The organism is Streptomyces sp. NPDC090798, from assembly GCF_044768965.1.
Taxonomy (GTDB): domain Bacteria; phylum Actinomycetota; class Actinomycetes; order Streptomycetales; family Streptomycetaceae; genus Streptomyces.
Map to the genome: position 1 here is coordinate 119,077 of NZ_JBIVXA010000026.1, position 14,299 is coordinate 133,375.

A 14,299-nucleotide genomic window follows, 5' to 3' on the forward strand; every position below is an offset into this window, starting at 1 on the left:
CACGCGCGCGGGTCTACCAGCGGTCTACCAGCAGCCGGCGGTGCCGATGGTGGCCGGGCAACCGGCGGTGCCGGCGGTGCCGAGGCAGCCCGCGCCACTGACCTCGCCGAGGTCCTCGATGGTGACGTCCTCGACGACGTCCTGGGTGTTCTCCACGATGAAGGTGTTCTCCATGACCTTTTCTCCTTGACGAAGTGACACAGGCGGCCGGAACGGTCCGCCCCGGGCGGCCACGGAATGTGCGTGACCGGACAGGAAAGGCCCTCTCTTCCGCACGGAAGTTCGTCTCCGCCAAGCGGAAGAACGGGCCCGGCTGTCATAATTATTTTTAACAGGCACTCCCGCGCAGTCCCAAGCCAAGCGCGGAAGAAGACTATTTGCGCGAGGCCGCGCGGAGAATTCCAACGCAAAATTCCCGGCCATCCGACGGGATTACCGGGCAAATGCATGACGTGTGCGACATGGTGGCGGAGCCGTCCTTCGACGGACCCGTGAGGAGGGTGGTGCCGGCGGCCGCGGCCGCCGGCACCGTGACGCACCGGTCAGTGGGAGCCGAAGGTGCCGGCGCTGCTGGCGGGGCAGCCGGCGGTGCTCGCCGTGCCGAGGGTGCCCGCACCGCTGACCTCGGTGAGGTCCTCGATGGTGACCTCTTCGACGATGTTCTGGCCGTGCTCGGAGATGACGTTGTTCTCCATGATTCCTCCTTGATGGAAATATGGCGCGCCTGGGATCAGCCGCCGGGAATCACTGGACACGTTCGCGGAAAACGGGATCTCCGAAAGAGACCCCACTCCCCCGCGCCCGCATCCTTCCAGGAACCTGCGCAGACAGAATTGGGAATCGCGATGCACCCTTCCGTCAACCGCAGGAGGTTCCATGCCAGTGATCTGAAGTATTTCTAACAAGTGTCCGGGCCGGCTCCAAGCAAAGCGCGGAAGAAGAATTGAACCCACCTCGGCGCCGAGCACCCGCCGACCGGATCCACCCCTGGGCGTACGCCTCCCGAGACTGGACCCTGGCCAACCCCGAGGGCCTCCGCCTCATTCACGGCGCCCCTGCCCCCTGCTGACGCCAACCCGGCTACCGCCACCTCGACGCCGCGCACCGGGTCTGCACCGGCCTCACAGCCCTCGCGGCAGCCGCCTGGCCACACGTGGAACGCCGCTACTCGGGCAACGGCTTTCCAGTGGTCCGACGAGGACCCGGCCCAGCCCATCCCCTTCATCGATCGCCGTCTCGACTCCCTCGACTTGCGGAACCCGCCAACAGCGTTGCCACCGACAGCCCGAGGGGCTCAGCCCTCCCCCAATGCCTCCCAGGGAGAGGGATGTTCGCGGTTCCGGCGCGAACGCATCCCATCGGGGTCGCTGTTGGGGTACTGGTTGATCCAGCCGCGTACGCCTGCGGTGCTCGCGATCACCGCTTCGAGCCAGACGCCGTCATGCCGCAGCCTGAACCTGCGGCTGAGACCACAATTGAGACCACGGACAGCCGCACGGCGTGGCGCGTGCACGGCGCCGCCAACGTATCCGGAAAAAGCAAAAGCCCCAGGTCACGGCGAGTGAGAATCCTGGGGCTTCCACAGAGCCGCCTTCGGGATTCGAACCCGAGACCTACGCATTACGAGTGCGTTGCTCTGGCCATCTGAGCTAAGGCGGCGCGCTGTCCGCACTATGGTGCGATCAGCAACGTCGGTAAGTCTACACAGTTTCCGAGGGTGCTCCGTACACGCCCCGGGAGGACCGGTTCCGGGGCGTGCGGGAGGGCTATGAGCAGCGCTTTCCCTTCGCGGGAGGGGTGCCCTGGAGGAGGTAGCGGTCGATCGTGGAGTCGATGCAGACGCTGCCGCGACCGTACGCGGTGTGCCCGTCGCCGACGTAGGTGAGGAGGACGCCGGAGGAGAGCTGGGAGGCCAGGGACTTGGCCCAGGCGTAGGGGGTGGCCGGGTCACGGGTGGTGCCGACCACGAGGATCGGGCCCGCGCCCTTCGCCTCGATGCGGTGCGGCTCACCGGTGGGCCTCACGGGCCAGTACGCGCAGTTCAGGGAGGCCCAGGCCAGGCCGTCACCGAAGACGGGGGACGCCTTCTCGAAGGCGGGAAGTCCCTTCTCCACCTGGTCGGGCGTGGAGAAGGCGGCCGGGAGGTCGAGGCAGTTCACGGCCGCGTTGGCGAACATGAGGTTCGCGTACTTGCCGTCGGCGTCGCGCTCGTAATAGCTGTCGGAGAGGGCGAGCAGGCCCGCGCCGTCCTTGTCCTTCATCGCCGCGGTGAGCGCCTGGCGCAGCTGCGGCCACGCCGCCTGGTCGTACATCGCCGCGATCACGCCCGTCGTCGCGAGCGCCTCGCCGAGCTTGCGGCCGCCCGCGTCGCCTGTCGGGATCGGCTTCGCGTCGAGCTGCTTGAAGAAGGCGCTGAGGTTCTTGCCGACCTGGTCCGGGCTCGTGCCCGGGCCACCCAGTGGGCAGTCGCTCTGGCGCACGCAGTCCTTCGCGAAGGACTGGAACGCCGTCTCGAAGCCCGCCGTCTGGTCCTGGTTGAGCTTGCGCGCGGACAGGGACGGGTCCATCGCGCCGTCCAGGACCATGCGGCCCACCCGGTCCGGGAACAGGCCCGCGTACGTCGCCCCGAGGAACGTCCCGTACGACGCCCCCACATAGTTCAGCTTCTGATCGCCCAGGACCGCGCGCAGGATGTCCATGTCCCGGGCCGCCTCGACGGTGGACACGTGCCGCAGCAGGTTCGGCGAGTGCCGGCCGCAGCCCTCGGCGAACTTCTTGTACGCGTCGACCAGTTCACCCGTCTCCTTCTTGTCGTCCGGGGTGACGTCCGCCTCCGTGTACGTGTCCATCTGGTGGCCGGTGAGGCACTCGACGGGCTCACTGCGGGCCACCCCGCGCGGGTCGGCCGCGACCATGTCGTAACGGGCGCGGACCTCCGCCGGGTAGCCGATCCCCGCGTACGACTGCAGGTAGCCCACCGCCGAGCCGCCCGGGCCGCCCGGGTTGACCAGCAGCGAGCCGATGCGCTTGCCGGGGCCTGTCGCCTTCTTGCGGGCCACGGCCAGCTTGACGTCGCCCGAGGCCGGTTTCGCGTAGTCGAGCGGCGCCCTCATCGTGGCGCACTCGAAGCCGGAGGCGCCGCAGCTGCGCCAGGCCAGCTTCTGGTCGTAGTACGACGACAGCGCGGAGGGTGTGGCCCGGGGCAGTGCGGCAAGCACCGCGCCCGCCGACGTCGTGGCCGTCCTGGTCGAACTCCCCGTGGAGCAGGCGGAGACGAGCAGCGCGGTGGCGGCGAGCAGCGCGCCGCCCGCACGGACGGTACGCATCGCGCGGATCGCACCGAGGGGTCGGTTCGGCCGACGGGACCGGGGCGGCCGAGGGGTGCGCCTGAAGTACCTGGAGTACATCTCGCGAGCGTAACCCTGAGCGACGCGATGATCACCAACAGTCGTGCATGTGCCTCGTACGAGTGATGTCGTCAACACGGCGACTCAACTCCTGGTCCCCACACCTCGCCACACCTCGCCTCAGCTCCTCGCTCCTGCTCCCTCGGCACGGCCCGGCTGTCGGCTCGTCGCGGTCACTGTCGGCTGTTCGCCGGTCGCCGTTGGTTCCAGTTCCCCGGCTCGAGCGCGCCGTCGAGTCGCTCGGCTCAGCCCGCCCGCAGCGCCATCGTCATCGCCTCCACCGCCAGCAGCGGGGCCACATTGCGGTCCAGTGCCACGCGGCACGCGGCGATCGCGTCGATCCGGCGGAGGGTCGCCTCCGGCGAGCTGCCACGGGCGAGGCGCTCGAGTACATCCTCGGCCTCCGTGTTGGCGAGGGCCACCCGGGAGCCGAGCTGGAGCGCGAGGACGTCGCGGTAGAAGCCGGTGAGGTCGATGAGGGCCAGATCCAGGCTGTCGCGCTGCGTACGCGTTCTCCGGCGCTTCTGCCGGTCCTCCAGCTCCTTCATGACGCCCGCGGTGCCACGCGGCATACGGCCGCCCTGCGACGCGCCGAGGGCAGTCTTCAGGTCTTCGGTCTCCTTGACGTCGACTTCCTCGGCGAGCTGCTTCGCGTCCTCCGAGGCCGTGTCGATCAGCTCCTGGGCCGCCTTGAGACAGCCGCCGATGTCGTCGACCCGCAGCGGGAGCTTGAGGACGGCGGCCCGGCGCTCCCGGGCACGCTGGTCCGTGGCGAGACGGCGGGCGCGCCCGATGTGCCCCTGTGTCGCGCGGGCGGCGGCCGCCGCGACGGCGGGCTCGATGCCGTCACGGCGGACGAGGATGTCGGCGACCGCGTCCACCGGCGGGGTGCGCAGCGTGAGCAGGCGGCAGCGGGAGCGGATGGTGGGCAGGACGTCCTCGACGGAGGGCGCGCAGAGCAGCCAGACCGTACGGGGCGCCGGTTCCTCGACGGCCTTCAGAAGGACGTTGCCCGCGCCCTCCGTGAGACGGTCCGCGTCCTCCAGGACGATGACCTGCCAGCGGCCGGTCGCCGGGGACATCTGGGCGCGGCGGACCAGGTCGCGGGTCTCCTTCACACCGATGGAGAGGAGGTCGGTGCGGACGATCTGCACATCGGCGTGCGTCCCGATCAGGCTGGTGTGGCAGCCGTCACAGAAGCCGCAGCCGGGGACTCCACCCAGCGCGCGGTCGGGGCTCACGCACTGGAGCGCCGCCGCGAAGGCCCGCGCCGCGGTGGAACGCCCGGAACCGGGCGGGCCGGTGAACAGCCAGGCGTGCGTCATCTTGGACGCCTCGGGGAGCGGGGTGTCCGCGGCGACCGCCGAGACGAGGGCGTCGGCGTCCCGAGCGGCGGCGGCGAGCTGCTCGCTCACCTTGTCCTGGCCCACCAGGTCGTCCCATACAGGCACGGGGCACCGCCCTTTCGTCGCACTTTGCCTTGCCGCGTCCATTGTGCGGGTCGCCACTGACAACGGGTCCCTGGACCGCTCCACGAACCACGAGCCACGGTCAGGCAGCGGTGCCGCCGTTCTCGGCAGCGGCGGCTCTCAGCAGCGGCCCTCAGCTACGGCGGCGACCGCCCCGTCCCTCGCGCCCGTCGTCCTGCTCGTCGTCGTCACGCGGGCCCAGCAGTTCGTCCGCCAGGGTCGGGAGATCGTCGAGCGGGGTTTCCTCCGCCCAGTCGGAACGGGGGCGGCGCCGCGGTGCGCCCTCGGCATTGATCTGGGGCAGCTCGCGCGTACGGTCAACGGCCCTCTCGGGCCGGGACTCGGGCCGCTCGTCCCGGAAGAAGCCCGGAGGCACCCGGTTCGCGGGATCACCCGCACCGGCATCCGGGGCGGCACCCGCGCCCCCGTCGCGTACCGGAGGAAGCACCGCCGTCTCGTCGGCCGCGCCCGGCGCCACCGGCGGCAGCACGGCGGTCTCGTCCGCGGCCCCCGGAACCACCGGCGGGAGCACGGCCGTCTTCTCGGCCGCCGCCTCCTCGGGTACGGGCGGCTTCGGCAGCTTGGCCGTCTCCTCCGAGTCGGAACGGGAACCCTCGCGGCTCTCTCCGGAGCGCACGGGCCGCAGCACCGTCGTCTCGTCCACCGAGCCGCGCGAGGTGTTCGGGGGCGTCACGACCGGCGTGGGCACCGTCGTCTCGTTGTCGGCCACGGGACCCGAGGCCGCCGGCTCACCAGAACCCACAGGCGCCGAAGCGGAAGCAGGAGCCGACGTAGGAGTTGAAGCGGAAGCCGCAGTCGAAGCAGACGCGGACGTCGAAGCCGCCGTGGCTGCGGCCGCCGCCGCTGCCGCTGCCGCCGTCTCCGTCGCGGCCCGTCGCGCCTCCTCGGCCCGCAGCAGCGACTCCTCGGCCTTGCGCTGCTTCTCCAGGCGGCGCTCCTCGGCCTCGGCCCGCAGCCGTGCCTGCTCCTCGGCCAGCCTGCGCAGCCGGTCCTGCTCGGCGGCCTGGGCCTGCTCCTCGGCCAGCAGCCGCGCCCGCTCCTCCTCGGCCCGGCGGCGGGCCTCCTCGGCGCGCTGTCGGGCCTCCTCCGCCTGGCGCTCGGCCTCGCGCCGCTGGGCCTCCTCCAGCTCGCGCTGCTTGCGCTCCTCTTCCTCCGCACGCAGCCGGGCGAGCTGCTCCTGGCGCTCGCGCTCCAGTCGCTCCTCCTCGGCCTTGCGGGCGGCCTCTTCCTCGGCCTTGCGCCGGGCCTCCTCCTCGGCCGCCCTGCGTGCCTCCTCCTGGGCCTTCACCTCGGCCTCGGAGAGGGGCAGCATCACGTCGAGCCGGTGCCGGACGACGGTGGTGACCGCCTCCGGCTCCTGGGCTGCGTCGACGACCAGGTACCGGCCCGGGTCGGCGGCGGCCAGCGTCAGGAAACCGGACCGCACGCGCGTGTGGAACTCGACGGGCTCCGACTCCAGCCGGTCGGGCGCCTCCGTGAAGCGCTCGCGCGCCGCCTCCGGGGAGACGTCGAGGAGCACCGTCAGATGCGGGACCAGTCCGTTGGTCGCCCACCGGTTGATGCGGGCGATCTCGGTCGGGGACAGGTCCCGGCCGGCGCCCTGGTAGGCCACCGACGAGTCGATGTAGCGGTCGGAGATGACGACGGCACCCCGCTCCAGCGCCGGCCGCACCACCGTGTCCACGTGCTCGGCGCGGTCGGCGGCGTACAGCAGCGCCTCCGCGCGGTGCGACAGACCCGCCGACGACACGTCCAGCAGGATCGACCGCAGCCGCTTGCCGACCGGCGTGGCGCCCGGCTCGCGGGTCACCACGACCTCGTGGCCCTTCGCGCGGATCCACTCCGCGAGCGCTTCCGCCTGCGTCGACTTCCCGGCCCCGTCGCCGCCCTCCAGGGCGATGAAGAACCCGTTCGCGGTGGGATTCTCCACCGGGTCGTCGCCGCCGCGCAGCGCGTCCAGCAGGTCGTGCCGCAGCGGCACCCCGGAGCGGTCGTCGACCTTGGCGAGCACCAGGGCGGCGACCGGCAGCAGCAGGGCGCCCACCAGCATCAGTGTGAAGGCGGCGCCTCCGTGCGCGAACACGAACTTGCCGTTCTCGAGGCGGTGCGGGCCGATCGCCGCGGCCACCACGGGCGCCAGCAGGGCGCCGAGTGCCACGGAGACCCGTACGACCGCGTGCAGGTGTTCCGTCGTACGCGCCCGCCGGTATTCCTCGGTCTCCTGGTCGAGCAGCGCGTGCCCGGTGTTCGCGGCGACGCCCGCGCCGACGCCGGCCAGGGCGGCGATCAGCACCACCGTGGTGACGTCCGGGACCAGACCGGCGGCCAGCAGCGCGATCCCGGTGAAGGCGATCGCCAGCGAGAGCAGCCTGCGCCGCGACAGCGACGGCAGCACGGAGGGGGCCGTCCGGATGCCGATGACGACACCCCCGGTCAGCGCCAGCACCAGCAGGCCGTACGTGACCGGTCCGCCGCCCAGGTCCTTGGCCTGCAGCACGGAGACGGCGACGGCGGCCGCGACCGCCGCGGCGACGGCCGCGCAGGCGAGCACCAGGAGCGGGATCGCGCCGGTACGACCCTTGTCGACGCCCGTGCCCGTCTTGGGGCGGCGCAGGCCCTCCAGGGGCGAGCGGGCACGCGGGGTGCGGGTGTCGGGCAGTTCGAGGAACGTGAGCACGGAGAGCGAGGCGGCGAACAGTCCGGCGGCGACGTACGAGGCGAGCGCCCCCTGGTGCTGGTCGAACCAGGCGATCCCGGCACCCAGCAGATTGCTGACGAGCGACACCACGACGAGCGTGGCTGCCGCGATCGGCACCGCCACGAAGGCCGTACGCAGTGACAGGCGCCGCAGCGCGTCCAGGTGGTCCGGCAGCGGGCGTACGGTGGCGCCCTCCAGCGGCGGCGCGGGCAGCAGCGCGGGCGCCGCGCTCTCCCGGCACACCGTCCAGAAGCGCTCGGCGACGCCGGTCACGAAAGCGAGGACGAGGAGGGCGGCGAGCGCGTTGTCCGGGGTCCAGTCGATCCACAGGGGCGCGAGGAGCATGAGCACGGCGCGCAGTCCGTCGGCTCCGACCATGGTCCAGCGCCGGTCGAGCGGCCCCTCCTGGGACGTCAGCGAGGTGAGCGGCCCGAGGAGTACGGCTCCGAAGAGCAGCGTGGCCAGAACGCGTGCCCCGAAGACGGCCGCCACGGCCAGTGCGGCCCCGCGGTAGCCACCGCCGAAGGAGCCCTCCGCGATCGCCGCCTGAAGGACGAGGATGACCAGCACGAACAGGGCCAGGGCATCGCCGACACCGCCCACCAGGTGGGCGCTCCACAACCGTTTCAGCTGGGGTCGGCGCAGCAGCGCGCGGACGGCGCGCTCGCGGGAATCTGCGACCAGGGCGTCGTCGGGGGCCGGAGTGTGGGCCGTTGGCTGCTCGGCTCGCGTCATTCTGCAAGCCTATCCGGCCCCACTGACTGCCCGTAGGGGTGCCCGAACATGTGGACGCCCCCACACCGAAAGGTGTAGGGGCGTCCACATCTGACAGAGATCGCGAGACCTGACAGAGACCGTGAGACCTGACAGAGGCAGCCAGACCTGGCAGAGGCCTCGAGCCCGGACCTCAGTTCTCCGAAGCCGCCGTCTTCTTGGCAACGGCCTTCTTGGCCGGAGCCTTCTTGGCAGCCGTCTTCGAAGTCGTCGTCTTCTTTGCGGCCGTCTTCTTGGCAGGGGCCTTCTTGGTCGCCGTCTTCTTGGCGGCGGCCTTCTTCGCGGTCTTCTTGGCGGGAGCCTTGGCGCGCTTCTCCGCCAGCAGCTCGTAACCGCGCTCCGGAGTGATCTCTTCGACGCTGTCGGCGGAGCGCAGGGTCGCGTTGGTCTCGCCGTCGGTCACGTACGGCCCGAAACGGCCGTCCTTGACCACGACGGGCTTCCCGCTGACCGGGTCCTCGCCCAGCTCCTTGAGCGGCGGTTTGGCGGCCGCGCGCCCGCGCTGCTTGGGCTGGGAGTAGATCTCCAGCGCCTCTTCGAGGGTGATGGTGAAGAGCTGGTCCTCGGACTGCAGGGAGCGCGAGTCCGTGCCCTTCTTCAGGTACGGCCCGTAGCGTCCGTTCTGCGCGGTGATCTCCACGCCCTCGGCGTCCTTGCCGACGACGCGCGGCAGGGACATCAGCTTGAGGGCGTCGCCGAGCGTCACCGTGTCGAGCGTCATCGACTTGAAGAGTGAGGCGGTACGCGGCTTGACGGCGTTCTTGCCCGTCTTCGGGGTGCCCTCGGGGAGCACCTCGGTGACGTACGGGCCGTAGCGGCCGTCCCTGGCGATGATCTGGCGGCCCGACTCCGGGTCCGTACCGAGCTCGAAGTCGCCGCTCGGCTTGGCGAGCAGCTCCTCCGCGAGCTCGATGCTCAGCTCGTCCGGGGCCAGGTCCTCGGGCACGTCCGCACGCTGGTGGTTCTCGGAGTCCTTCTCGCCGCGCTCGATGTACGGGCCGTAGCGGCCCACACGCAGCACGATGCCTTCGCCGACCGGGAAGGACGACACCTCGCGGGCGTCGATGGCGCCCAGGTCGGTGACGAGCTCCTTGAGGCCGCCCAGGTGGTCCCCGTCGCCGTTGCCGGCCTCGGCGGCACCCGCGGCGTCGCCCTCGCCGAAGTAGAACCGCTTGAGCCACGGCACGGCCTGTGCCTCGCCCCGCGCGATGCGGTCGAGGTCGTCCTCCATCTTGGCCGTGAAGTCGTAGTCGACGAGCCGCCCGAAGTGCTTTTCCAGGAGGTTGACCACGGCGAAGGACAGGAAGGACGGCACGAGTGCCGTGCCCTTCTTGAACACGTATCCGCGGTCGAGGATCGTGCCGATGATCGACGCGTACGTCGACGGGCGGCCGATCTCGCGCTCTTCGAGCTCCTTGACCAGCGACGCCTCGGTGTAGCGGGCCGGGGGCTTGGTGGCGTGCCCGTCGACCGTGATCTCCTCGGCGGACAGCGGGTCGCCCTCGTTGACCTGCGGGAGACGGCGCTCGCGGTCGTCGAGCTCGGCGTTCGGGTCGTCCGCGCCCTCGACGTACGCCTTCAGGAAGCCGTGGAAGGTGATCGTCTTGCCGGACGCGCTGAACTCGGCGTCGCGGCCGTCGGAGGCGGTGCCCGCGATCTTCACGGTGACGGAGTTGCCGACCGCGTCCTTCATCTGGGAGGCGACGGTTCGCTTCCAGATCAGCTCGTACAGCTTGAACTGGTCACCGGTCAGGCCCGTCTCGGCCGGGGTGCGGAAACGATCACCCGAGGGACGGATCGCCTCGTGCGCCTCCTGCGCGTTCTTGACCTTCCCGGCGTACGTCCGCGGCTGGGCCGGCAGGTAGTCGGCGCCGTAGAGCTGCGTGACCTGAGCGCGGGCGGCGGAGATCGCCGTTTCCGAGAGGGTCGTGGAGTCCGTACGCATGTACGTGATGAAGCCGTTCTCGTACAGCTTCTGGGCCACCTGCATGGTGGCCTTCGCGCCGAAGCCGAGCTTGCGCGAGGCCTCCTGCTGGAGGGTCGTCGTGCGGAACGGCGCGTACGGCGAGCGGCGGTACGGCTTGGATTCGACCGAGCGGACCGCGAAGTTCGTGTTCTCCAGGGCGGCGGCGAGCGCACGGGCGTTCGTCTCGTCCAGGTGGAGCGTGTTCGCGCCCTTGATCTGGCCCAGCGAGTCGAAGTCGCGACCCTGAGCGATGCGCTTTCCGTCGACCGCGGTCAGACGGGCGACCAGGTTGGACGGGTCGCTGGCGTCACCGGCGCGGCCGGTGCCGAAGGTGCCAGTCAGGTCCCAGTACTCGGCGGAGCGGAAGGCGATGCGCTCGCGCTCCCGCTCGACGACGAGCCGGGTCGCCACGGACTGCACACGGCCCGCCGACAGCCGCGGCATGACCTTCTTCCACAGGACCGGCGAGACCTCGTAGCCGTAGAGGCGGTCGAGGATGCGGCGCGTCTCCTGGGCGTCGACGAGCTTCTGGTTGAGCTCGCGCGGGTTGGCGACCGCGGCCTGGATCGCGGCCTTGGTGATCTCGTGGAAGACCATCCGCTTGACCGGGACCTTAGGCTTGAGCACTTCCTGGAGGTGCCACGCGATGGCCTCGCCCTCGCGGTCCTCATCGGTGGCGAGGAAGAGTTCGTCCGAGTCGCGCAGCAGGTCCTTGAGCTTCTTGACCTGGGCCTTCTTGTCGGCGTTGACGACATAGATGGGCTGGAAGTCGTGCTCGACGTCCACGCCGAGGCGGCGCACCTCGCCGGTGTACTCCTCGGGCACCTCCGCGGCGCCGTTGGGGAGGTCGCGGATGTGCCCGACGCTCGCTTCGACGACATAGCCGGGGCCGAGATAGCCCTTGATCGTCTTCGCCTTGGCAGGCGACTCGACGATGACGAGTCGGCGGCCGCCGTGTGCGGTGTCGCTGGTCGGGGACAACTTCGCTCTTCTCTCCGGTCGACGCAGGGGGTCTCCCCAGGCCTTGGTCCCGGGGGTCGGGTCATGCTGACGCTGCGGAGTGTGACGGTACATCCCGCCCCCGTGTCAAACGGGAAAAGCCCGCAACGGCCACTCGAACGGTAACCCGACTACCGCCATTCCTGCCGCCCGGAGTGTCCAGCGGCCCTTTCGGGCCTATCCGGAGCGTGACCTCTCAGTTACCGGAGAGCCGCCTCTCACGCGCGCGTAAGACACCACATCCCGAGCGCCAGCGCACCCGCTCCGGCGACTCCGGCGAGCGTCGCCGATGCGACGCGGTTCACACCGACGGCGACGGGCTCGCCGTGCCGCACCCGCACCGCGGTCCAGACCAGCAGTCCGCCCCCGAACAGGGCGAACACCGTCCCCACGAAGATCGCTGGTCCGCTTTCCATTGATATGTCCTTCCACCCCGTAGCCCCAGGGTGGGGAGGCTGCCACTCCCCGGAAGCCGACGTGCGAACCTGCGGTGAACGCCGGGAAGACGGCGCCCCATGGACCGCTCAGACCGCGGCCGGGTCGGGTATCCGCTCGCCCGTCCGCGTGCGGTGACCCGTCTCACGGTGCACACGACTTTGCTGAAACCTTGATTCCACTCCTCCTCACTGGCCAGCCAACCGGAGACGGTGTGCTCCGTGTCGGACGCCCGACTCGACGCGAACTTGTTGGTACAGAGCTTGCCTCCCTGGGCGAGGGCCTTCTTGCAGTCCATGCCCGCCGCGGCCCGCGCGGTGCCGATCACCTGGTCGGTGTGCGGCTCACCGCAGTCCGCCAGGCGAGCATCGAAGCTCTTGCCCTTCTCCGCGTAGTTCCAGCAGTCCCCGGTGCCCATCTGAGTGGGCCACAGATTCACGCCCGCGTCCCGGAACCGCCCCACTTCGCCGCCTATCGCGACATGACGTCCGAGCACGAGACATGCCGTACCGCCCTTGGCCGCGCCGAACCCGTCCTTCGCCGGTACGACGGCGTAGACACCCGCGTCGGACAGGGCGTCGGCCGTCGCCGTGCTCTGGGCGGTGCAGCGCTGCGCGCCATGGGCGAGGGCGTCGGCGTAGTCGTCGGCCGTGTCACCGGCCACGACCTGGCCGTCCGGCCAGTCCTTGGCGCCGTTCACGACGCCCAGGTTGAGCGCCGACTTGAAGGCGGCCCCCGACCAGACCGCCTTCACGCAGTCGCCCGCCTGCAACGGCTTGGTGAGGCCCACCTGTTCGCCGTACGGATACACCGGCCCCGTCGGTCCCGACGACGGACTCCCTGTCGGACTCTTCTTCGCGGTCGTGTCCTTCGTGCTCTTCGTGTCCTTCATGCGCCGGTCGTCGCCGGTGAGTGGGACGGCGGCCCAGGTGCCGCCGACGGCCACCAGGAGGACGCCCGCGACGAGGGCGACGACGGGGACCATGGGGCCTCTTGCGGCGCTCGGGCGGCCGGGCGGGCGGGCCGTGGACCGGGTGGGCGCGTCGGTCCCGGCGTACGGATTCCACTCGTACGCGCCACTGGGAGTGGACGGCCGCCAAGGGCCGTACGGAGGCGGGGTACCGGAGACCGGCCCGAGCAGGCCACCGGGGGTGGCTGGGCAGCCGGGTGGAGTGTTGGGGGTGTGCGGGGTGTTCGGGTTGTGCGGGGCGTTCGGGGCCGGGGGCGCGCCTGAGGTCTGCGGGACGCCGGGGGTCTGCGGAACGCCGGGGATCTGCGGAACGCCGGGGGTCTGCGGAACGCCAGGGATCTGCGAGACATCTGGAGACTGCGGGACACCGGGGATCTGTGGGGCCCCCGGAGGCGAGCCCGTGACATACCCGGGGGGTGCCCCGGCGAAGAACCCGGGCGGTGCCCCGGCGGCATACCCGGGCGACGGCCCGGCGGCAGATCCGGGCGACGCCCCCGCGGCAGATCCGGGCGACGCCCCCGCGACGTGCCCGGGCGACGGCCCCGCGACGTACCCCGGCGGTGGCCCGAACACCCACCCCGCCCTCCGCCGCCTGCACCACCCGCTCAAGGCCGCGCGCGACCGCCTCCGGCGACGACCGCCGCAATGAGTCCTTGACGAGCAGTCCGTGCAGCACGGAGGTCAGTTCACCGGCGCGGACGGGCGGGGTGGGTTCCTCGCCGAGCAGGGCCGTCAAGGTCGCGTACTGACCTGGCCGGTCGAAGGGACCGCGGCCCTCGACGGCGGCGTACAGCGTGGCGCCGAGGGAGAAGAGGTCCGCGGCCGGGGTGGGCGGCTCGCCGCGGGCGCGCTCGGGGGAGAGATAACCGGGCGTGCCGAGGATGCCGGCGGTGGCGGTGAGCCGGGGCTCACGGGACTCGGGCTGGAGCGCGATCCCGTAGTCGGTGAGCAGTACGCGCGCGTAGGGATCGCCCGAAGAGTCGGGCGCCAGGAGGATGTTGGCCGGTTTCACATCCCTGTGGAGGATCCCGATCCGGTGTCCGGCGGAGAGCGCGTCGAGGACGGCGAGCCCGACCCGGGCGGCCCGAGCGGGCGACAGCGGCCCCGACTGCCGTACGACCGCCTGCAGATCGACCGCGTCCGGCACGTACTCCATGACGATCCACGGCAGTCCCTCGTGCACCACCACGTCGTGCACGGTGGCCACATGAGAATGCCCGCGCGGCCGCGCCGCGTGCCGGGCCTCACTGCGCGCCCGGGCGGCACGCTGTCCATGCTCCGCCGCGTCCATCGGCACGTCCGGCAGCGTGATCTCCTTCACGGAGACCACGCAGGCCAACTCCGCGTCGTACGCGAGCCACACCCTGCCCATGCCGCCCGTGCCGAGCGTCCGCAGCAGCCGGTACCGGCCGCCGATGATCCTGCCCTCGCCCTGATCCGGCGTCTCCCCCGCCTTGGCGCCTCCCCCGAGACAGCGCGCCTCCCCCGAGGACGCATGGAGCCTGTCTCTTGAAGGTAGCTTCGCACGCACCACTGACAGGAGCCCTTTTACGGACCAAT

General features: G+C 71.2%; 8 protein-coding genes, 1 tRNA gene and 1 pseudogene. 1 reads left to right on the top strand and 9 read right to left on the bottom strand.

Features of this window, described 5'->3' with window-relative positions; translation table 11 throughout:
- Positions 1-24: 24 nt before the first annotated feature.
- The 9 genes and pseudogenes from ACIQTP_RS39350 to ACIQTP_RS39390 all read right to left on the bottom strand — a co-directional run.
- Positions 25-174 carry a thiocillin family RiPP gene (locus ACIQTP_RS39350; protein ID WP_402039298.1) on the bottom strand — a complete coding sequence of 50 codons (150 nt, stop codon included), beginning with the start codon at positions 172-174 and terminating at the stop codon, positions 25-27.
- A 368-nt stretch (positions 175-542) separates the two neighbouring features.
- Positions 543-695 carry a thiocillin family RiPP gene (locus tag ACIQTP_RS39355; RefSeq protein ID WP_402039297.1) on the bottom strand — a complete coding sequence of 51 codons (153 nt, stop codon included), beginning with the start codon at positions 693-695 and terminating at the stop codon, positions 543-545.
- An 890-nt stretch (positions 696-1,585) separates the two neighbouring features.
- Positions 1,586-1,659: transfer RNA gene (locus ACIQTP_RS39360), tRNA-Thr, on the bottom strand.
- Positions 1,660-1,766: 107 nt separating this feature from the next.
- The gene (locus tag ACIQTP_RS39365) at positions 1,767-3,326 is read right to left on the bottom strand and encodes an alpha/beta hydrolase (protein WP_403409000.1); all 1,560 of its coding nucleotides are present in this window, start codon (positions 3,324-3,326) and stop codon (positions 1,767-1,769) included.
- A gap of 326 nt (positions 3,327-3,652) precedes the next feature.
- Positions 3,653-4,858, bottom strand: a complete 1,206-nt coding sequence (locus ACIQTP_RS39370; RefSeq protein WP_403409002.1) for a DNA polymerase III subunit delta' — start codon at positions 4,856-4,858, stop codon at positions 3,653-3,655.
- A gap of 151 nt (positions 4,859-5,009) precedes the next feature.
- The gene (tmk, locus tag ACIQTP_RS39375) at positions 5,010-8,330 is read right to left on the bottom strand and encodes a dTMP kinase (protein WP_403409004.1); all 3,321 of its coding nucleotides are present in this window, start codon (positions 8,328-8,330) and stop codon (positions 5,010-5,012) included.
- Positions 8,331-8,502: 172 nt separating this feature from the next.
- Positions 8,503-11,316 carry a type I DNA topoisomerase gene (gene topA, locus ACIQTP_RS39380; protein WP_403409006.1) on the bottom strand — a complete coding sequence of 938 codons (2,814 nt, stop codon included), beginning with the start codon at positions 11,314-11,316 and terminating at the stop codon, positions 8,503-8,505.
- Between the two features lie 319 nt (positions 11,317-11,635).
- On the bottom strand, positions 11,636-12,754 hold the full coding sequence (locus ACIQTP_RS39385) for a septum formation family protein (RefSeq protein ID WP_403409049.1): 1,119 nt from the start codon (positions 12,752-12,754) through the stop codon (positions 11,636-11,638).
- A gap of 667 nt (positions 12,755-13,421) precedes the next feature.
- Positions 13,422-14,102: pseudogene (locus tag ACIQTP_RS39390) on the bottom strand (serine/threonine-protein kinase); the annotation flags it as partial.
- Here ACIQTP_RS39390 and ACIQTP_RS39395 point away from each other — a divergent pair.
- Positions 14,047-14,175, top strand: coding sequence for a hypothetical protein (locus ACIQTP_RS39395; protein ID WP_403409051.1), 129 nt, complete (start codon positions 14,047-14,049; stop codon positions 14,173-14,175). The pseudogene ACIQTP_RS39390 and the gene ACIQTP_RS39395 overlap by 56 nt on opposite strands.
- Positions 14,176-14,299: the final 124 nt, after the last annotated feature.

Excerpts from the sequence above, each read along its gene's own strand:
- ACIQTP_RS39350 (WP_402039298.1), bottom strand. The coding sequence starts at position 174 with ATGGAGAACACCTTCATCGTGGAGAACACCCAGGACGTCGTCGAGGAC.
- ACIQTP_RS39355 (WP_402039297.1), bottom strand. The coding sequence starts at position 695 with ATGGAGAACAACGTCATCTCCGAGCACGGCCAGAACATCGTCGAAGAG.
- ACIQTP_RS39365 (WP_403409000.1), bottom strand. The coding sequence starts at position 3,326 with ATGCGTACCGTCCGTGCGGGCGGCGCGCTGCTCGCCGCCACCGCGCTG.
- tmk (WP_403409004.1), bottom strand. The coding sequence starts at position 8,330 with ATGACGCGAGCCGAGCAGCCAACGGCCCACACTCCGGCCCCCGACGAC.
- ACIQTP_RS39385 (WP_403409049.1), bottom strand. The coding sequence starts at position 12,754 with ATGGTCCCCGTCGTCGCCCTCGTCGCGGGCGTCCTCCTGGTGGCCGTC.